The 17,899-nt window shown below is 41.2% G+C and carries 14 protein-coding genes; 5 read left to right on the top strand and 9 right to left on the bottom strand.

Annotation, left to right across the window (positions count from 1 at the left end; translation table 11 throughout):
• The 3 genes from yajC to queA form a co-directional block, all read right to left on the bottom strand.
• A complete protein-coding gene (yajC, locus tag M1F17_RS03400; RefSeq protein ID WP_004905542.1) occupies window positions 1–333 on the bottom strand; it encodes a preprotein translocase subunit YajC in 333 nt (110 codons plus the stop codon).
• Window positions 334–427: 94 nt separating this feature from the next.
• A complete protein-coding gene (gene tgt / locus M1F17_RS03395; RefSeq protein ID WP_004905543.1) occupies window positions 428–1,555 on the bottom strand; it encodes a tRNA guanosine(34) transglycosylase Tgt in 1,128 nt (375 codons plus the stop codon).
• Between the two features lie 91 nt (window positions 1,556–1,646).
• Window positions 1,647–2,717, bottom strand: a complete 1,071-nt coding sequence (queA, locus tag M1F17_RS03390) for a tRNA preQ1(34) S-adenosylmethionine ribosyltransferase-isomerase QueA (RefSeq protein ID WP_004905546.1) — start codon at window positions 2,715–2,717, stop codon at window positions 1,647–1,649.
• A gap of 391 nt (window positions 2,718–3,108) precedes the next feature.
• Between queA and M1F17_RS03385 the strand changes: the two genes are divergently transcribed.
• From M1F17_RS03385 to ggt, 3 genes are all read left to right on the top strand, one after another.
• Window positions 3,109–3,720, top strand: coding sequence for an ACP phosphodiesterase (locus tag M1F17_RS03385; RefSeq protein WP_094961950.1), 612 nt, complete (start codon window positions 3,109–3,111; stop codon window positions 3,718–3,720).
• Window positions 3,721–3,937: 217 nt separating this feature from the next.
• Entirely contained in the window at window positions 3,938–4,540 is a 603-nt protein-coding gene (locus tag M1F17_RS03380) for a peroxiredoxin C (RefSeq protein ID WP_004905550.1), read from the top strand.
• A gap of 239 nt (window positions 4,541–4,779) precedes the next feature.
• The gene (ggt, locus tag M1F17_RS03375; protein WP_004905560.1) at window positions 4,780–6,546 is read left to right on the top strand and encodes a gamma-glutamyltransferase; all 1,767 of its coding nucleotides are present in this window, start codon (window positions 4,780–4,782) and stop codon (window positions 6,544–6,546) included.
• Window positions 6,547–6,587: 41 nt separating this feature from the next.
• Here the strand turns inward: ggt and nadS are convergent, their stop codons facing one another.
• From nadS to phoB, 5 genes are all read right to left on the bottom strand, one after another.
• Complete coding sequence (gene nadS, locus M1F17_RS03370; protein WP_004905562.1) at window positions 6,588–6,890, bottom strand: NadS family protein; 303 nt, start codon at window positions 6,888–6,890, stop codon at window positions 6,588–6,590.
• Between the two features lie 168 nt (window positions 6,891–7,058).
• Window positions 7,059–7,382, bottom strand: coding sequence for a type II toxin-antitoxin system RelE/ParE family toxin (locus tag M1F17_RS03365; protein ID WP_164454990.1), 324 nt, complete (start codon window positions 7,380–7,382; stop codon window positions 7,059–7,061).
• Window positions 7,383–7,544: 162 nt separating this feature from the next.
• Window positions 7,545–8,870 carry a branched-chain amino acid transport system II carrier protein gene (brnQ, locus tag M1F17_RS03360; RefSeq protein WP_004905565.1) on the bottom strand — a complete coding sequence of 442 codons (1,326 nt, stop codon included), beginning with the start codon at window positions 8,868–8,870 and terminating at the stop codon, window positions 7,545–7,547.
• A gap of 490 nt (window positions 8,871–9,360) precedes the next feature.
• Entirely contained in the window at window positions 9,361–10,671 is a 1,311-nt protein-coding gene (gene phoR, locus M1F17_RS03355; RefSeq protein ID WP_004905567.1) for a phosphate regulon sensor histidine kinase PhoR, read from the bottom strand.
• 23 nt (window positions 10,672–10,694) lie between these two features.
• On the bottom strand, window positions 10,695–11,384 hold the full coding sequence (gene phoB, locus M1F17_RS03350; protein WP_036958559.1) for a phosphate regulon transcriptional regulator PhoB: 690 nt from the start codon (window positions 11,382–11,384) through the stop codon (window positions 10,695–10,697).
• Window positions 11,385–11,634: 250 nt separating this feature from the next.
• On the opposite strand from phoB, the gene sbcD reads away from it, so the two are divergent.
• Window positions 11,635–12,849 (top strand): exonuclease subunit SbcD, encoded by a 1,215-nt coding sequence (sbcD, locus tag M1F17_RS03345; protein WP_094961948.1) that lies wholly within the window; start codon window positions 11,635–11,637, stop codon window positions 12,847–12,849.
• A 1-nt stretch (window position 12,850) separates the two neighbouring features.
• Window positions 12,851–16,534, top strand: coding sequence for an AAA family ATPase (locus M1F17_RS03340; RefSeq protein WP_318837236.1), 3,684 nt, complete (start codon window positions 12,851–12,853; stop codon window positions 16,532–16,534).
• A gap of 44 nt (window positions 16,535–16,578) precedes the next feature.
• On the opposite strand, the gene M1F17_RS03335 is transcribed toward M1F17_RS03340, so the two are convergent.
• On the bottom strand, window positions 16,579–17,862 hold the full coding sequence (locus M1F17_RS03335; protein WP_094961946.1) for a cystathionine gamma-synthase family protein: 1,284 nt from the start codon (window positions 17,860–17,862) through the stop codon (window positions 16,579–16,581).
• Window positions 17,863–17,899 lie beyond the last annotated feature (37 nt).

Here is a 17,899-nt window from a genome sequence, read left to right as displayed (position 1 = left end):
TTAAATTGCTTTCATTGTGCCTTTAGGTAAAACAGCAGCAACGAAATCACGTTTGATGGTTACTTCTGTGTTCTCACTCAACTCAAGAACCACATAACCGGTTTCAGACACTTTAGTTACACGCCCGATTAAACCGCCAGTTGTTAAAACTTCATCACCTTTAGTGATAGATTCCATCAATTTACGGTGTTCTTTCGCACGTTTTTGCTGTGGACGCAAAATCATGAAATAGAAGATCAGCGCGAAAACAACAAGCATGATAACCATGGTGTATGGACTACCTTGCGCTGGTGCACCTGCTGACGCCGCTGCTTCAGAAATAAAAAAACTCATTCAACTTTCCTCATTGTTTTATTGAAAGCAATTTTACATACAAAAAAGCTAAGTTTGATATGCTACACAGATTAGTGGCATTTCGCACTTAAATTCACTCGATATTTAATGAAGGTTCGGGTTTACCAATCTTTTGGTAAAAATCTTTAGCAAACTCTTCAAAATTCCCATTTTCTATGGCTTGGCGAATACCGGCCATCAAACGCTGGTAATAACGTAAATTATGGATGGTATTGAGCCTTGCACCAAGGATTTCATTACATCTATCAAGGTGATGCAGATAAGCACGGCTATAATGACGACAAGTATAACAGTCACAATCAGCATCCAGTGTTGATGTGTCTGATTTATACTTAGCATTACGAATTTTTACCACGCCATTTGTCACAAATAAATGCCCATTTCGTGCATTTCGTGTTGGCATCACACAATCGAACATATCGATACCACGGCGAACCCCTTCAACTAAATCTTCAGGTTTGCCAACTCCCATTAAATAACGAGGTTTGTCAGCTGGAATTTGCGGGCAGACATGTTCTAAAATTCGGTGCATATCTTCTTTCGGTTCGCCTACGGCTAAGCCGCCTACAGCGTACCCATCAAAGCCGATTTCCACCAGTCCCTTAACTGAAATATCACGTAAATCTTCGTAAACACTACCTTGAATAATACCGAACAAAGCATTTTTATTGTTTAGTTCGTCAAAGCGTTGGCGGCTACGTGCAGCCCAACGCAACGACATTTCCATTGATGTCTTTGCATAGTCCCAATCTGCTGGATACGGCGTACACTCGTCAAAAATCATGACAATGTCTGAGCCGAGGTCATACTGAATTTCCATCGACTTTTCAGGACTTAGGAAAACTTTTTCACCGTTGATAGGGTTGCGAAAATGCACACCTTCTTCTTTAATTTTGCGCATCGCACCAAGACTAAAGACCTGAAAGCCACCTGAATCGGTTAAAATTGGCCCTTGCCATTGCATAAAGTCATGGAGATCACCATGTAACTTCATGATTTCTTGACCCGGGCGTAACCACAGGTGGAAAGTATTCCCTAATAAGATTTGAGCGCCAGTTTCTTTCACTTCTTCAGGGGTCATCCCCTTAACTGTACCGTAGGTTCCTACTGGCATAAATGCAGGGGTTTCCACCACGCCGCGCTCAAAGACTAAGCGACCACGGCGTGCATTGCCGTCAGTCGTTTGTAATTCATATTTCACATTTGCCTCCTAGCAGCAGAAAAACAGTCTGTTGCTATCGATAATATTAATTTGCTAAGCAAGCAGCCGATGCCACCGCTTATAAAACTGATTACTCACCAATTTTCTCAAATCGAGCGTTTGTATTGGGGGTAATAAACATAGCATCACCATAACTAAAGAAACGGTATTTTTGTTTAACGGCTTCTTCGTATGCATTCATGGTGTTTTTATATCCAGCAAACGCAGAAACCAACATAATTAATGTAGATTCAGGTAAGTGGAAGTTGGTGATTAGTGCATCTATCACCTGATATTCATACCCAGGGTAAATAAAGATTTGGGTATCATCAAAAAATGGAGCAATTAAAGCGTCTTGGCTTGCTTTTGCGGCACTTTCTAGTGACCGAACCGACGTTGTTCCAACAGCGATAACGCGATTACCTCGAGCTTTACAGGCTAAAACGGCATCCACGACCTCTTGTGGCACTTCTGCATATTCAGAATGCATAATGTGATCTTCGATAGTATCAACACGTACTGGTTGAAAGGTACCGGCTCCCACATGTAATGTCACAAACGCCATTTCTACGCCTTTTTGGCGCAATGCTTCAAGTAACGGCTCATCAAAGTGTAAACCTGCCGTTGGTGCTGCGACAGCCCCTGGTTTTTCACTATACACGGTTTGATAAAGTTCTTTATCTGACTCTTCATCAGGGCGATCAATATAAGGCGGCAGAGGCATATGACCAATTTGGTTTAGAATGCTTAATACATCACGTTCATCATCAAAGCGCAGTTCAAACAATGCACCATGACGCGCGACCATGGTCGCCTTCACGCTTTCATCTTCACCTAACAGTAATTCAGCCCCTTCTTTTGGCGCTTTTGATGCCCTAACATGGGCTAATACGCGGTGTTCATCCAGCATACGCTCAATCAGAACTTCAATTTTACCACCGCTAACTTTGCGCCCAAATAACCGTGCAGGGATCACGCGAGTGTTATTGAACACTAGCAAGTCACCGTGCTCCAATTTTTCTAGAATATCGGTAAAAACACCATGCGTGAGCTGCCCTGAACCGCCATCGAGGCTTAATAAACGGCAAGCACTACGTTCAGCCTGCGGATAGTGGGCAATCAGTTCTTCAGGTAATTCAAAAGTAAAATCAGAAACACGCATTGTATTGACATCAATCTAAAAAAACAGGCGACTAGTCTAGTGCCGCGCTGACTTTGGCGCAAGAAATAAGCGTAAAATAGTACAGAAAAACACCATTATTTAACAAATATTTTGTTAGCAAAAAATTCTGTACGCTATTTGTCCATTCAAAGAATGAATTATTTCAATTTCAATAAACTTTTATGACACATTAACTTCCGTCTTTTTTCTTTTTCTTTTTCTTTTTCTTTTTCTTTTTCTTTCTACTAAATAAATATACCCCATGAATTTCGAATTAGAGCAAGGCAGCAAGCAAATTGATCCCTAGGAGCATACATCAGTATGTGACTAGGGTCGATTTGTGCAGCTAACACAGCTATAATTTGAAAGGCATCGGGTATATCATAGGAGGATGAATTACCTAGCGCACCTCCACCTGGCCCACCTCGCTGACAGCTCCTTGCTCGGCAACATCATGGCTGACTACGTGCGTGGCAATCCTACGGGTCTTTACTCCCCCGAGATTGTTGCGGGTATTTTTATGCACAGAGCTGTGGACAGAACCACGGATACCCACCCTTTAGTCAAAGAAGCTAAGTTGTTGTTTCGTGATGAATATCGCCGTGTTGCGCCCATAACCTTGGATTTAGTCTGGGATCATTTTTTGTCGCTGCACTGGTCGACTATTGAGCCATCAATATCGCTAGCGGGCTTTGTACGCGACTGCCGAACAATAATTGAGCCACAACTTTGTCATACTCCTGAAAAATTTCAGGAGTTAAATGAATTCCTTTGGCCTCAGCAGTGGCTGATACGCTATGCGGATAAAAATTATATTGGTAAATCACTGAATGGTATGGCGAGAAGGCGCCCCAAGCTTGGAGCGCTAAGTGGTTCATTTGACGATTTTTTATTACAGTATGATGCGTTAGAAAATATTTTCTTTCAATTTTATCCAGAAATGATGGCTAATGCGCTGCAACATTTTTTTGTACAAAATGTCACAATTAACACAAAGGAATAAATTAAAGCTTGCACTTTAATGGAATAAAACTATCTTATTGATATTAATTTAATAAACCAGTATGATTGATAGCCAAAACCTATCACAATAATCGGTTTAAATGTCTTTATTATCAAAAGATATTTTTCTATTCTTTTGGCAGTCTATGTCCACACTATTTATCAGTGATTAAATAGACAGGACAAAAAACTTTAATTCAAACTCATAGGAGTAAATTATGGTTCTGGTAACACGTCAAGCCCCTGACTTTACTGCTGCAGCTGTTTTAGGTAATGGTGAAATCGTTGATAACTTCAACCTGAAAACCCACCTAAACGGCCGTCCAGCTGTGATCTTTTTCTGGCCAATGGACTTTACTTTTGTTTGTCCTTCAGAGCTGATCGCATTCGACCACCGCTACGAAGAATTCAAAAAACGTGGCGTAGAAGTTGTTGGTGTTTCTTTTGACTCTGAGTTTGTTCATAACGCATGGCGTAAAACACCAGTAGATAACGGCGGTATTGGTGAAGTTAAATACCCAATGGTTGCTGATATCAAACGCGAAATCATCAAAGCTTACGGTATCGAACACCCAGATGCAGGCGTTGCACTGCGTGGTTCTTTCCTCGTTGACAAAAACGGCGTTGTCCGTCACCAAGTCGTTAATGACCTGCCATTAGGCCGTAACATTGACGAAATGCTGCGTATGGTTGACGCGCTGCAATTCCACGAAGAGCACGGTGATGTTTGCCCAGCTCAGTGGGAAAAAGGCCAAGAAGGTATGAATGCATCTCCAAAAGGCGTTGCTGACTACCTGACTAAAAACTCTGCAAAACTGTAATTCGTTACGCGAGTTTTAGAAAAGCGGGCATTAGGCCCGCTTTTTACTTTTTGTGAACCAAGTCTATCTTTTCTCTTCCTGCTAGCAATTATTCCACTCAGTTAACAATTCTTAACTCAAATACTCAATGTTTTGTATTATTGTGTGCTATACATTAAAAGCACAAATAATTAACAAATTATTCATATTGAATATTTGTGCGATAAAACACCTCACCTAACCTTAACTGGGAGATACGAATGATAAAAACATCATTACGCCCTGCGGTTCTACTTCTTTCCTTACTTGTTTCCAGTCAACTATATGCCGCCTCCGAACCTGCGGTTGAAGCGAAAAAAGGCATGGTCGTTTCTTCCCAACATTTAGCATCACAAATTGGGGCTGATATTCTAAAATCAGGCGGTAATGCCATTGATGCAGCTGTTGCGGTAGGGTATGCACAAGCCGTGGTTAACCCTTGCTGCGGTAATATTGGCGGTGGCGGCTTTATGACTATCCACCTAGCCGATGGGAAAGACTTATTCATTAACTTTCGAGAAACTGCCCCTGCTGCCGCTAGCGCAGATATGTATTTAGATAAAGACGGTAAATTGATTAAAGATGCCAGCCTCTATGGCTATCTTGCGTCAGGTGTACCCGGTACCGTTAAAGGCCTAGACTATGCTTTAGAAAAATACGGGACAATGAGCCGCCAACAGGTGATGGCTCCTGCCATAAAATTAGCCAGAGAAGGCTTTACTCTAACCCGTGCAGATACCGATGTTCTCGACACCACGACAGAACGTTTTAAACAAGACCCTGAAGTGGCTCGTATCTTCTTAAAGCCTGATGGTAGTGCCTTCCAACCGGGAGACTTACTAGTCCAAACAGATTTAGCCAATACCTTAGAAAAAATTGCCCAGAATGGCCCATCCGCTTTTTATGAAGGTGAAATCCCCAAAATTGTTGAAGAAGCATCGAAAAAAAATGGTGGTATCTTAACAGCAAAAGATTTTGCGGATTTTACAATTACAGATACAGCGCCTGTCAGTTGTACCTATAGAGGGTATCAATTTATCTCTGCTCCACCACCTAGTTCAGGCGGGGTAACTATCTGCCAAACGCTTAATATCTTAGAAGGGTATGACCTCAAGGAAATGGGCTTTAACTCTGCGGACTATATTCATACTCTTACAGAAGCAATGCGCCATGCCTACATGGATAGAAACACCTTCCTTGGTGACCCTGAATTTGTCGATAATCCAACCGAAAAATTACTCAGTAAAGCTTATGCAGAAGAGTTACGCAAAGAAATCAAACCCAACCAAGCAACGCCATCAACCCAAGTTCAACCGGGAATAGGGCCACACGAAAAACCAGAGACAACACATTACTCTGTAGTAGATGAAAAAGGAAATGCGGTTTCAACGACTTATACGATTAATGGCCGATTCGGTTCTGTTGTTATCCCTCCGGGGACAGGGTTCTTCTTAAACGATGAAATGGATGATTTCACCACGAAAGTCGGCGAGAAGAATTTATATGGCTTAGTACAAGGGGAACGCAACGCTATTGCACCGGGTAAACGCCCATTATCATCCATGAGCCCGACTATCGTGACGAAAAATGGCAAGGTATTTTTAGTTCTCGGTTCACCGGGAGGCTCACGGATTATTTCAATTACGCTGCAAACCGCTTTAAATATTATCGACCATGGTATGCCGCCACAAGAAGCCGTTAATGCACCGCGTATTCACCACCAGTGGCTCCCTGATGAGGTTTATTATGAGCAAAGAGGCGTTTCTAAAGACACCTTAGCGCTCCTCGATAAAATGGGTTACCAGATGGTTGAACAAACACCATGGGGTGCCGCCGAGCTGATTATGGTCGCGATCCCTGAAGGCGCTGGTGTTAGTGCCAAATCTTCAGGTAATGATTCCGCTGTTTCGGGGAAAGTTCGTGAAGGCTTCATTTATGGCTCTAACGATGTACGCCGTCCAGCAGGTAGTGCAGTTGGGGTTGATTAATCGCTGTCGAAGGATCCAACCCCTTCACTGATGGGGTTGGATTAAATATGAATGGCCCTCAACTCATTAATCAGGCTTGGTTTCTTTTCTAAAAGATACAACAATTTGAGGGCTATTCCTGATGGAAACCGACGTTGTTGTTCCCAGCTACGGACCAAATCAACACTAGAACCTATCGCTTCTGCAAACTCTTGTTGTTTCATACCAGAGTGTTTACGAATAGCTTTAACATCTGGTAGTTCGAAGCGATGAATATTTTCACTAGCAGGAACTAATTCACCTTTCTCGATAGCAACCATCTCTTCTAAGCTACTCACTAAATCGTCAAAAAGCTTTTTTCCCATACCATTATCCTTATTACATAACTCATTCAATTCTATATTTTAAATAATTCGAGCGGCAGTTAGGTGATAAAGGAAGATAGACGGAAAGCATAGATAAACTATGTGACTCGGCTATCTGAGCGTAATCAACACCGCTGCAACTTGAAAGATTACGAGTATATTTAACCATTAAGCAAGCTTTTGAATGATTGCTCGTAAAATCGCTTTTTCTTGTTCATTCAAATCTTCCTTTGCGTTCTTAGTATAAATCGTAAGCAAATACAACCTACCGCTCATGGTTCTGTTATAATAGATAACCCTAACACCACCACGTTTTCCTTTATTTAAGGCTCTCCAACGTATTTTTCTACATCCTCCAGAGCGGCTTATTACGTCACCATACTCATAGTTTTCTAATAAGAAGGCCTGAAATAATTGAAATTCATTATCTTCCATAATTAGTTTACGTTGCTGACTAAAAATTCTAGTTTCAACAAACTCTAAATAATTCATTTGCACCTCCTTGCGCATTTCCCATCCAATCTACTAGTACTCCGTACTAACTTCAACAAAAAAATATCATTAGCCCCATTCAAAACGAGTTATGTAACCGCTCTGGTTACACAAAAAAAGGCCGCTAACATTAGCGGCCCTTCGATTCAATAATTGAAATTACTATACTTGTTTATGCTGCGCAGCGGGTGCCACAAACTTATCGCATAAAATTGCCACGACCATCACAACAACAGTTGGTAATACCCAGACTAAATCTTGCTTATACAGTGGCATTGCTGTCATCCATTCAGGAATATAACCTTTCAGATGATCTGACGCTTTTACGGCGCCAATTAGACCGACCACAAAGCTGACTAACATTGTCGGCGCAATCACTATTGTTGGGTTTTTCCACCACTTCAAAGTAAAGCTTAATAAAATTAAGACAATACAAGGTGGATAAATTGAAACTAGCACGGGTAATGAGAAGGCGATTAACTTACTCAAACCTAAGTTTGAGATCACCATGGAGAACACACCTAGGATCAATACCAGTTTACGGTAAGAAATCGGTACATACCGGCTGAAGAACTCTGCACAAGCACAAGTTAAGCCGACGGCAGTTACCATACAAGCAACAAATATTAATACCGCGAGGAAGAAGCTACCGTAATTACCAAAAGTATATTGGACGTAGGTATGTAAAATGTCAGCGCCATCAGCAGGGTTTGGAATTAACGAACCACTATTCTCACCAAGCTTAAACAATGACAAATAGACCAGCGTCAATAATACCCCTGCAATTAACCCTGCCCACATAGTATAACGAGTTAATAATGAAGAGTTTTCGATACCCCTTGAACGCGCCGCATTAACAATAACGATACCAAATACCATCGCACCGAGGGTATCCATTGTCAGATAACCATTGATAAAGCCGTTCGAGAAAGCCATCTCACGATATTCTATTGTTGACGGAATCGGATCACCCGCAGGCCACATGACAGCCGCAATACCCAAAATAGCCAAAGCTAGCATTTTTACAGGCGCTAAAATGTGCCCAACGCTATCGAGCAGTTTTCCTGGGTATAATGAAATACCAATAACTAGAACGAAGTAAACCACGCTGTAGATCAGTAATAGCATATCGGACTCACCACCGAATAATGGTGCGATACCGACTTTATAAGATACAGTTGCCGTTCTTGGCGTTGCGAATAGAGGCCCTACCGACAAATAAGCAACAACCGCCAATAGTAGCCCTGCAGTTTTGCCGACAGGCGTACTGAGCGCTTCAATACCCCCACCCACTTTAGCCAGCGCAATAACCGTCAAAACAGGTAAACCCACACCAGTAACCAAAAACCCTAGTGCCGCAGTCCAAACTTGTTCCCCTGCCTGCAAACCAACCATAGGGGGAAAGATAATGTTTCCTGCCCCGACGAATAACGCAAAAGTCATAAAGCCTAATGCGATGATATCTCTTGATGATAAACGATGAGCCATATTATGTTATTTTTAAGTGACAAAATAGAAAATTATGGGTTTACACTTAGCAACCCTTTGAAATATATATAGCGAGATAGAATTCTGATAAACATACTGTTAACAATATAAAAAAGTATATTTGCCTGTATCACACGAAATGAAAAGTCAAAAAACAGAAAAATTCGCCAATAACTGACAACAAGTAGAACTTTTATAGGGCAAAAAGGCAATAGCAAACCTAAAAACAAGAATAAATAACTAAACTAATTTTCAGAACTAGTGATTACTTTCAGCAAAATCCCAATACTCGTTATATACTTTGTTCGAAAAATGAACAACTCATCTTTTTCTAGTGATTAGAATTGATTATTTAACAGAATATATAATTAATGTGACAGCAATTATAAGCATTAAATATATGAATATTGAATTGAATATGCATATGGATTGGTGAATAGAAATAATCCACTTTATTAATATTTTGATTATATTAATAAAGTGGAATTATTTACCCATTTTTAAGTTTTTTATCATCAACAATTAGTACTGTTGGTAACGTAAATGAAAACTCACTCCCTTTACCTAACTGGCTCGTCACCACCAACTGACTACTATGATGTTGTAATGCATGTTTAACAATAGCTAACCCAAGGCCAGTACCTCCACCGCCTTGGCGGGAACGTGCTTTATCTACTCGATAAAAACGTTCGGTTAAACGAGGGATATGCTCTGCGGGTATCCCTTGCCCGTTATCTCTCACACTAAAACGCGCCCCTTGCCCGCTTCTCTGCCAATCAACCCAAATTTTGGTGCCTTCAGGCGTATGGCTGATCGCGTTATAGACTAAGTTCGCCACTGCACTACGTAATTGCTCTTCATTACCATGAACACGCAATTTTTCATCAACATGAAATTCAAATTGATGACGCCCTTGGCTTAAACTAAGCGCTTCTTGCTCAATCATTTTGAGAATGACAGGGATATTCACTTGCTCATCAAGGTTAATTTGAGGGGCAATTTCGATGCGTGATAGCTGCAAAAGCTGCTTAACTAAGTTATCCATGCGGTGCGTTTGCTCTTGCATAACATGCAGTGCTTTTTTATTGACCGCAGTCACGTTTTCTTGGTCATCCATAACCTCTAGGTAACCTTGAATGACAGTGAGGGGAGTCCGTAATTCATGGCTCACATTCGCAAAAAAGTCCCTACGCGCCTTTTCCAAACGACGTTTTTCTGTCACATCTCGCGCAACCATCAATAACTGCCCTTCGGTATATGGCAAGATACGAAACTCAACGATTTCACCACTATTGAGCTCGATAGTCAGCGCTTGGTCATAACGTTTGATGGTGAAGTAACGGCTAAAATCAGGATAACGTAGTAAATTAAAAATATGTTGACCATTATCTTCAGGCCAACGAAAGCCAAGCAAAGCCTGCGCATGGCGATTACACCAGAAGATATTCCCTTCGGTTGTCATCATTACCACTGCATCAGGTAGTGATTCTGCACCACTACGAAACCGTTTAATTAACTGGCCTAATTCACGGCGGCGTTTTCGATTACGTTGCTGCATCTGGTAGATACCATAAAAAATGGGTTCCCACCCACCTCGCCCTTCAGGGGGCAACATACTTTTATCTAGCCATAACCAGTAAGAAAGCTTGAGCAGGTTATACCCATGCCATATCAGTGCAGCAAGTAGCGATATCACTAATAGCCACGCTAGGTGGCCAATAAAAACCGATAAAATAAGGGCGGGTAAGATAAATAAAAACAGCCCCCAAATCAGCTGCTTAATCGATAAACGTTCAAGCACGCATGCCTCTCCCTTTGTGGGTTTTAATAACGGATAGAAAAACGATAACCTGTACCACGTACAGTTTGTACCATTTTATCATGACCTTCCGTCTCTAGTGCCTTTCTTAACCGCCGAATATGCACGTCAACGGTTCTATCCTCAACATACACATTGGCTCCCCAGACATAATTTAGTAGCTGTTCTCTACTATATACGCGTTCAGGGTGAGTCATGAAAAAATGTAGTAATTTATATTCAGTTGGCCCCATATCAATAGGGATGTCATTGCTGGTCACACGATGAGAGGTAGGGTCTAATGTTAACCCATTCATTTCAATAATATCTTCCGTCGCCATTGGTGAAATACGACGTAAAATTGCCTTTACCCGAGCAATTAATTCCTTCGGTGAAAATGGCTTGATAAGATAGTCATCCGCGCCAACTTCCAAACCTTTTACGCGGTCTTCTTCTTCTCCTCGTGCAGTTAACATCATGACAGGAACGTCACGTGTTGCGCTATCACGCTTCATATGTTTAATTACTTGGATACCGGAGCCCCCTGGGATCATCCAATCCAGTAGGACGAGGTCGGGTAGCGGGTCAACGAGTTGTGCAATCGCACTGTCATAATCATCAGCTTCAATAGGCTGAAAACCATTCTGTTCTAATACAAAACAAACCATTTCTCGGATGGGCGCTTCATCTTCAACAACTAGAATGCGTCTTGCCATGATTGTTCCTGTAAAATTAAGAAGACATTTAAAATGTGAAAGCATTATGCGTCACTTTTATGACAGAATTATGAATATCAATGGGTAAAACGCATATTAATCTTTATTTTAACGGTTAAATGTCATTTAAGTGAAATATTTCCGCAACATGGTAATAAAGTCACAAACACCCCTCACCCATTATATGGATCAGGTATACTCTCATTATCGAACGTTCATGCTCATTATTGATGATAGGAATTGATAACTCATGCGCATTATTCATACCTCAGACTGGCACCTTGGTCAGTATTTTTTTACCAAAAGCCGTGCGCCTGAGCACCAACATTTCTTAAATTGGCTAGTTGAGCAAGTAGAACTACACCATGTTGATGCCGTCATCGTTGCAGGTGATATATTTGATACAGGTTCACCACCGAGCTATGCACGTGAGCTGTACAACAAATTTATTGTCGACTTACAAAAAACAGGTTGCCAACTGGTTATTTTAAGCGGTAATCACGACTCTGTTTCTGTACTCAATGAGTCAAGTGCTCTACTTCGTTACTTGAATACACAAGTCATTACGTCTGGAAGTGAGCCGCATGTTATTACCTTAGTGAATAAACAAACACAACCTATCGGCTTAGTTTGTGCCATTCCTTTTTTACGTCCTCGGGATATTCAACTGAGTATCGCAGGGCAAGATATTGAAGAGAAACAACGCTCACTACAAAGCGCTATTCATGATCATTACCAAGCCAGCTACCAACTCGCACTAGAACAACGAGCCGCTTTAGGGTTGGATATCCCAATTATTGCAACTGGCCATTTAACCGTTGTCGGCGCAGCCTTAACTGACTCTGTGAGAGACATTTATATTGGTACGTTAGATGCGTTTCCTTCTGGGGCCTTTCCCCCTGCTGACTATATTGCCCTTGGCCATATTCATCGCCCCCAAGTGATTGGAGGACAAGAAAATATTCGCTACTGCGGTTCACCTATTGCATTAAGTTTTGACGAAACAGCGCAACAAAAAAGTGTCTGCCTTATTGAATTCACTGGAAGTGAATTAACTCAAATTACCCCCTTGAAAATCCCCATTATTCAGCCATTACAAAGCATTAAAGGATCCTTAAGCCAAATAGAACAGCAATTAGAGATATGGAAAGATTACCAAGGTGATAAACCGGTTTGGCTTGATATTGAAGTCGCTTCACAAGATTACCTCGCTGATATCCAACAACGTATTGAAGCGTTGACACAAGACCTCCCTGTCGAAATCGTGATACTACGCCGTGCACGCAAGCAAATACAGGGACAAAACCAAACCTTGGCCAATGAAACATTGAGTGAACTCACCGTAGAAGACGTTTTTTTACGTCGCCTTGCCCAAGAGTCATTAGAAGATCCTGAGCGTGAACAGCGCCTAGTGCAGTTATTTCAACAATCTTATGACGCATTACAAATGAGCAAGGAAAGTTAATATGAAGATTTTAAGTTTACGTTTAAAAAATATTAACTCCCTTAGAGGTGAATGGAAAATTGATTTCACTGAAGAGCCATTTGCTAGCAATGGGCTATTTGCCATTACAGGTGCCACAGGTGCAGGAAAAACCACTTTATTGGATGCAATTTGCCTCGCGCTTTATCACCGAACACCGCGTTTAAAAACCATTTCTAACGCACAAAATGAACTGATGACTCGCCACACTGGGGAATGCCTTGCGGAGGTGGAGTTTGAGGTCAAAGGCAAAGCTTATCGTGCCTTTTGGAGCCAAAGACGAGCAGGAGGAAAACCTGACGGCAATTTACAACAGCCTAAGGCGGAACTTGCAACGGTTACTGATGGTAAAATATTGACCGTAAAAATCACAGAGATAAAGGAATTAGTAGCACAAATAACTGGGCTTGATTATGAGCGTTTTACTAAATCAATTTTACTCTCTCAAGGTGATTTTGCTGCGTTTTTAAATGCTTCAGAGAAAGAACGCGCTGATTTACTTGAAGAAATTACAGGCACTGAAATTTATAGCCAAATTTCAATTTATGTTTTTAATCAACACAAGCAAGCTAAAATTGACTTAGATTTGCTAAAAGCGAAAGCGCAAAGCATTAATTTACTCACTGAAGCAGAACATCAAGAGTTATTGGCACAACAAAACCATTTACTTGAACAAGAGACTCAAACCAAGCAACAGCGGGCTCGCCACCAACAAGGGGTTAATTGGTGGCAACAATATCACCAACTCACCCAGCGCATGCAATCACTTGATGATGAGCTTAAAAAAAACGAGCTTGAGTTCCAAGCCGCTCAGCCTCAGTTGAAACGGTTGGCGGACAGCGCTCCGGCAGAATCCCTTCGTCCGTTGTGGCAGGAAGTTGAACGCCAGCAACTACAACTCACTGAATACACGAATAAACAACAACGTTTGCAACTTAGCTTGCAAACTCAGCAAGCTGAACGTGCCCCACTGCAAGAGAAGTTGTTGAAATCACAATCCGAGTATCAACAACACCTTGATTTTGCCAAACAACAACATCAATTGATTGATGAAACAGTCAGGCCTCTGGATAACCAAATTGCACAATTGAAACAGCAACAGTCTGAAATTACGCAGCAAATTGAACAACAACACACAACTCTTCAGCAAAAACAACACTTAGTTAATGAGACACAGAGTCAGATCCAAAATGCTCACATTGAGTTAAAGAAACACAACCTATTCCTAGAAGCGCACCCAAAAGACGCTGAACTGAGTTCCCAAATAGGTAGTTGGCAACAACAAGGTCATTTTATTTTCGAATTAGCCGACAAACTGGCAAGTTTACACAATAAACAACAAATACTTTCAAATGGCGTCGCACAGTTACAACGGCAACAACAGCTGCAAACTGAAAAATTAGCCCAAAAACGTCTCGAGTTAGAGCGCAGCACCGTCGCATTCAAAAAACAAGAAGAAACCTACAAACAAAATCAAGAAAAACATAATGTTAACACCATCAATCAACACATTGAACAGCTACAAGCTCGATTACAGCATGCCAAGTTATTACCCCTAATATTATCTCAATGCCTTAATACTCAAACACAAAAACAGAAAGAAATTCAAAAAGATGCTGAATTAGCACAAAGTATCACTGCAACGCAAAAAGAGTTGAGCATTGCCCTGACACGTATTAATGAGTTAGCCCCACGCGTCAAACTAACCAATGATAAATTACAATTAGAACAAAAAATTGTCAGCCTAGAGCATGAGCGCCAGCAACTCATAGCAGGTAACCCCTGCCCATTATGTGGTGCAACAGAGCACCCTGCAGTTAACGATTATCAATCAATCCATCTCAGTGAAACGCAGCAACAACTCATTGAACTAACAGATAAACTCGACCAATTAAAACAGCAACAAGCTCAGTTAGAATCACAACTTCACACACAAAAACAACGTCAGAACGAAAACTTACAGCAACAACAGCAAACCAATGAACAATTCGATGCTTTTAACCAACAGTGGCAAAAGGCATGTGAGCAAGCACTCACTCCTGAGTTAGCCCAAAATGAGCAAGCCGTCACCCTCTTAGTTAATCAATTAACGGATCAATTAGCTACGCAACAGAGAATAGTGGCGGATATGGCGGCTCTAGAACGTGAATATCAGCAAGCCAAACATCATTTACATGAACAACAAGCTAGCTTTACACAGCTGCAATCAGAACTGTTATTAGTCGAAGAGCGTTTAAAAAACCAAACGCAACAACTTGATGAGCTCCAAAAAGAACATAATCAGCTCCAACAGCGTAAACAGATACAAATAGAGCAATGGCAATCCACCCTAGATCCATTTAACTTAAGCGCGCCAGATAAAGATAAGTTTGATGAATGGTTTCGCGAAGTTACTCAGCGAAGTGAGCGCTTTAATAACCAAAAAATGGCGGCGCAAACACTTAGCCAACAAATTGAAGTCAATAATGCCACATTAAAAGTTGAGTCAGCACAACTCCGTATTCTCACTCAACAAATTGAACAAGAAGAAAATCGACTTAAACAAATTGAGTTAGGTTTAGAGCAAAAAATAGCGCAACGGAAAACACTGCTTTCTGGTTTAGCTATCAGCCAATTCATTCAGCAATTGAATGATAAACAAACCATCCTTTTCCAAACTCAGGAACAATTAAGTAAACAACTCAATGAGATTGATAAAGCCATCGCCTCAATGAATGGAAGCTATCAAGAGCTCATTGACGCCAGTGAAAAAACAAAACTGGCACAAAAACAAGCCAATACCCTGTTCACTCAATCACTTACAGATAGCCCATTTAGCCATCAACAAGCCTTTCTTGATGCGTTAATAAGCCACGAAGAAAAGCAACAATTAGAAGAGCTAAAACAGCGCATAAACCAAGCTCGTATTCAGTGTGAAACACGTTATAAAGAGGGGCTACAGGCGATTGAAGCACTGAATCAACAGCGTATTGCTGATTTTTCGGCGCTTACTGAAACGCAATTACAAACAGTAGTCACTCAACTTGATGAAGAAATTAAGCAAATAAACCAAAAGCAAGGCCAGATAATTAACCAACTCAGTGCAGATAAGCAACTGCGCCATCAGCAACAAGATTTACTGCAAGAAATAGAGAAAAGCCAATTAAGTTATGACGATTGGAGCTATCTCAGTTTACTTATCGGCTCCGCTGAAGGGGATAAATTCCGACGTTATGCACAAGGCCTAACTTTGGATTGTTTAGTTTCTTTAGCCAATCAACAACTTGAAAAACTTCATGGCCGTTATTTATTACAGCGTAGCCACCAAGCAAACCTTGAGTTACAAGTTATTGATGGCTGGCAAGCAGATAGCATTAGAGACATTAAAACGCTTTCTGGCGGGGAAAGCTTTTTAGTGAGTTTAGCATTGGCCCTAGCGCTATCCGATATGGTGAGTCACCGTACACAATTGGAATCGCTCTTTTTAGACGAAGGTTTTGGGACTTTAGATGCAGAAACGTTAGATATTGCCCTAGATGCATTAGAAAGTTTGAATGCATCCGGCAAAACTATTGGCGTAATTAGCCATGTGGAAGCAATGAAAGAGCGCATCCCCGTACAAATTGCAGTGAAAAAAGGCAATGGACTTGGTTTTAGCGAACTTCCCGCACAATACCGCATCAGTTAACGCAATTTTGTGATTATTCAGGGTGGGAAAGCCCACCCTGATGATTAAATCGCCTCTAATGCTAGTTCCAATGCATATTTAAGGTCATTCACATTTTCAATACCAATTGATAAGCGCACTAAATTATCACTAATACCAATATGTTCCCGGACCTTTTGAGCAACACCTGAATGGGTTGTGGACGCCGGATGGCTGGCGAGCGACTCAGTCCCTCCTAAGCTAACTGCTAATTTAAAGATAGCTAAGTTGTCTAGAAAACGAAATGCATCCGCTTCATTACTCCCCACATTGATAGAGAAGGTTGAGCCTGCACCAGTGCATTGTTTTTGATAAACTTGATGTTCCACACTCCCTTCCGGAAAAAAAGCAGGAAAATGCACTTTGCTGACTTTAGGGTGCTGATGGAGATATTCAGCCAATATTTTTGCACTCTCATTTGCCCTTTCCATACGTAACTGTAATGTTTCTAATGACCGCCCTAACATCCAGCTAGAATGGGGGTCAAGCTGTGTACCGATGGCATTACGTTGCGCCTTCACTTTCTTGACTAACTCCTGACTTCCAACCACAGCACCCGCAACTAGGTCTGAATGCCCTCCCACATATTTAGTTAGTGAGTACACACTTAAATCTGCGCCTAATGACAACGGCTTTTGAAATACAGGCCCTAGCAACGTATTATCGCAAATGACTAATGGAATTTGTCCATTTTGGTTCGTCGATATCTGCTTTGCCACTTGGCTAATTAATTCAATATCAACAAGTGTATTCAATGGATTAGACGGCGTTTCAATATAGATAGCCGCGACTTTTTTACCTTTTTCGATACGTTTAGCAACGTCTAAAATAGATTCTTGCTCATAACCATTTTGAAAAGGAACCGAAGTTATTCCAAAACGGGCTAACGTGTTTAAAAATAAGGTTTCAGTTCCACCATAAAGTGGCTGAGAATGGAGTAACACATCACCCGGTTGCAATACTGCCATTAAGCACGTTGTAATTGCCGACATACCAGAAGAAAATAGCGCTGCGCTTTCTGCCCCCTCATACAGGGCGAGTCTGTCTTCGACAATCTCACTATTTGGGTGGTTAAAACGTGAATACACCAATCCTTGTTTATGGTTTTCGCTCGTTTGTGTGCGCCCACTAACTAAGTTAAAAAAATCTTTCCCTTCCTGAGCGGTTTTAAATACAAATGTGGATGTCAGAAAAACAGGTGGCTTAATTGACCCTTCTGAAAGCTTAGGGTCATAGCCATAACTCATCATTAAGGTTTCTGGAGATAATTCTTTACCTTGTAAGTCCTTTTTATAGCTCTGTTCTGACATTTTTAGCTCCAATATGGTTTATCATCATATCTCTAAC

It is taken from the genome of Providencia sp. PROV073, assembly GCF_033688125.1.
GTDB lineage: Bacteria > Pseudomonadota > Gammaproteobacteria > Enterobacterales > Enterobacteriaceae > Providencia > Providencia hangzhouensis.
The sequence above is the reverse complement of the archived record's forward strand: the minus strand, read 5'-3'. Positions and strand labels throughout refer to the sequence as shown.

Bases quoted from the DNA above. Each gene is read 5' to 3' on its own strand.
- yajC (WP_004905542.1), bottom strand. From the start codon at position 333: ATGAGTTTTTTTATTTCTGAAGCAGCGGCGTCAGCAGGTGCACCAGCG.
- queA (WP_004905546.1), bottom strand. From the start codon at position 2,717: ATGCGTGTTTCTGATTTTACTTTTGAATTACCTGAAGAACTGATTGCC.
- M1F17_RS03385 (WP_094961950.1), top strand. From the start codon at position 3,109: ATGAATTACCTAGCGCACCTCCACCTGGCCCACCTCGCTGACAGCTCC.
- M1F17_RS03380 (WP_004905550.1), top strand. From the start codon at position 3,938: ATGGTTCTGGTAACACGTCAAGCCCCTGACTTTACTGCTGCAGCTGTT.
- ggt (WP_004905560.1), top strand. From the start codon at position 4,780: ATGATAAAAACATCATTACGCCCTGCGGTTCTACTTCTTTCCTTACTT.
- nadS (WP_004905562.1), bottom strand. From the start codon at position 6,890: ATGGGAAAAAAGCTTTTTGACGATTTAGTGAGTAGCTTAGAAGAGATG.
- M1F17_RS03365 (WP_164454990.1), bottom strand. From the start codon at position 7,382: ATGAATTATTTAGAGTTTGTTGAAACTAGAATTTTTAGTCAGCAACGT.
- brnQ (WP_004905565.1), bottom strand. From the start codon at position 8,870: ATGGCTCATCGTTTATCATCAAGAGATATCATCGCATTAGGCTTTATG.
- phoB (WP_036958559.1), bottom strand. From the start codon at position 11,384: ATGGCAAGACGCATTCTAGTTGTTGAAGATGAAGCGCCCATCCGAGAA.
- sbcD (WP_094961948.1), top strand. From the start codon at position 11,635: ATGCGCATTATTCATACCTCAGACTGGCACCTTGGTCAGTATTTTTTT.
- M1F17_RS03340 (WP_318837236.1), top strand. From the start codon at position 12,851: ATGAAGATTTTAAGTTTACGTTTAAAAAATATTAACTCCCTTAGAGGT.
- M1F17_RS03335 (WP_094961946.1), bottom strand. From the start codon at position 17,862: ATGTCAGAACAGAGCTATAAAAAGGACTTACAAGGTAAAGAATTATCT.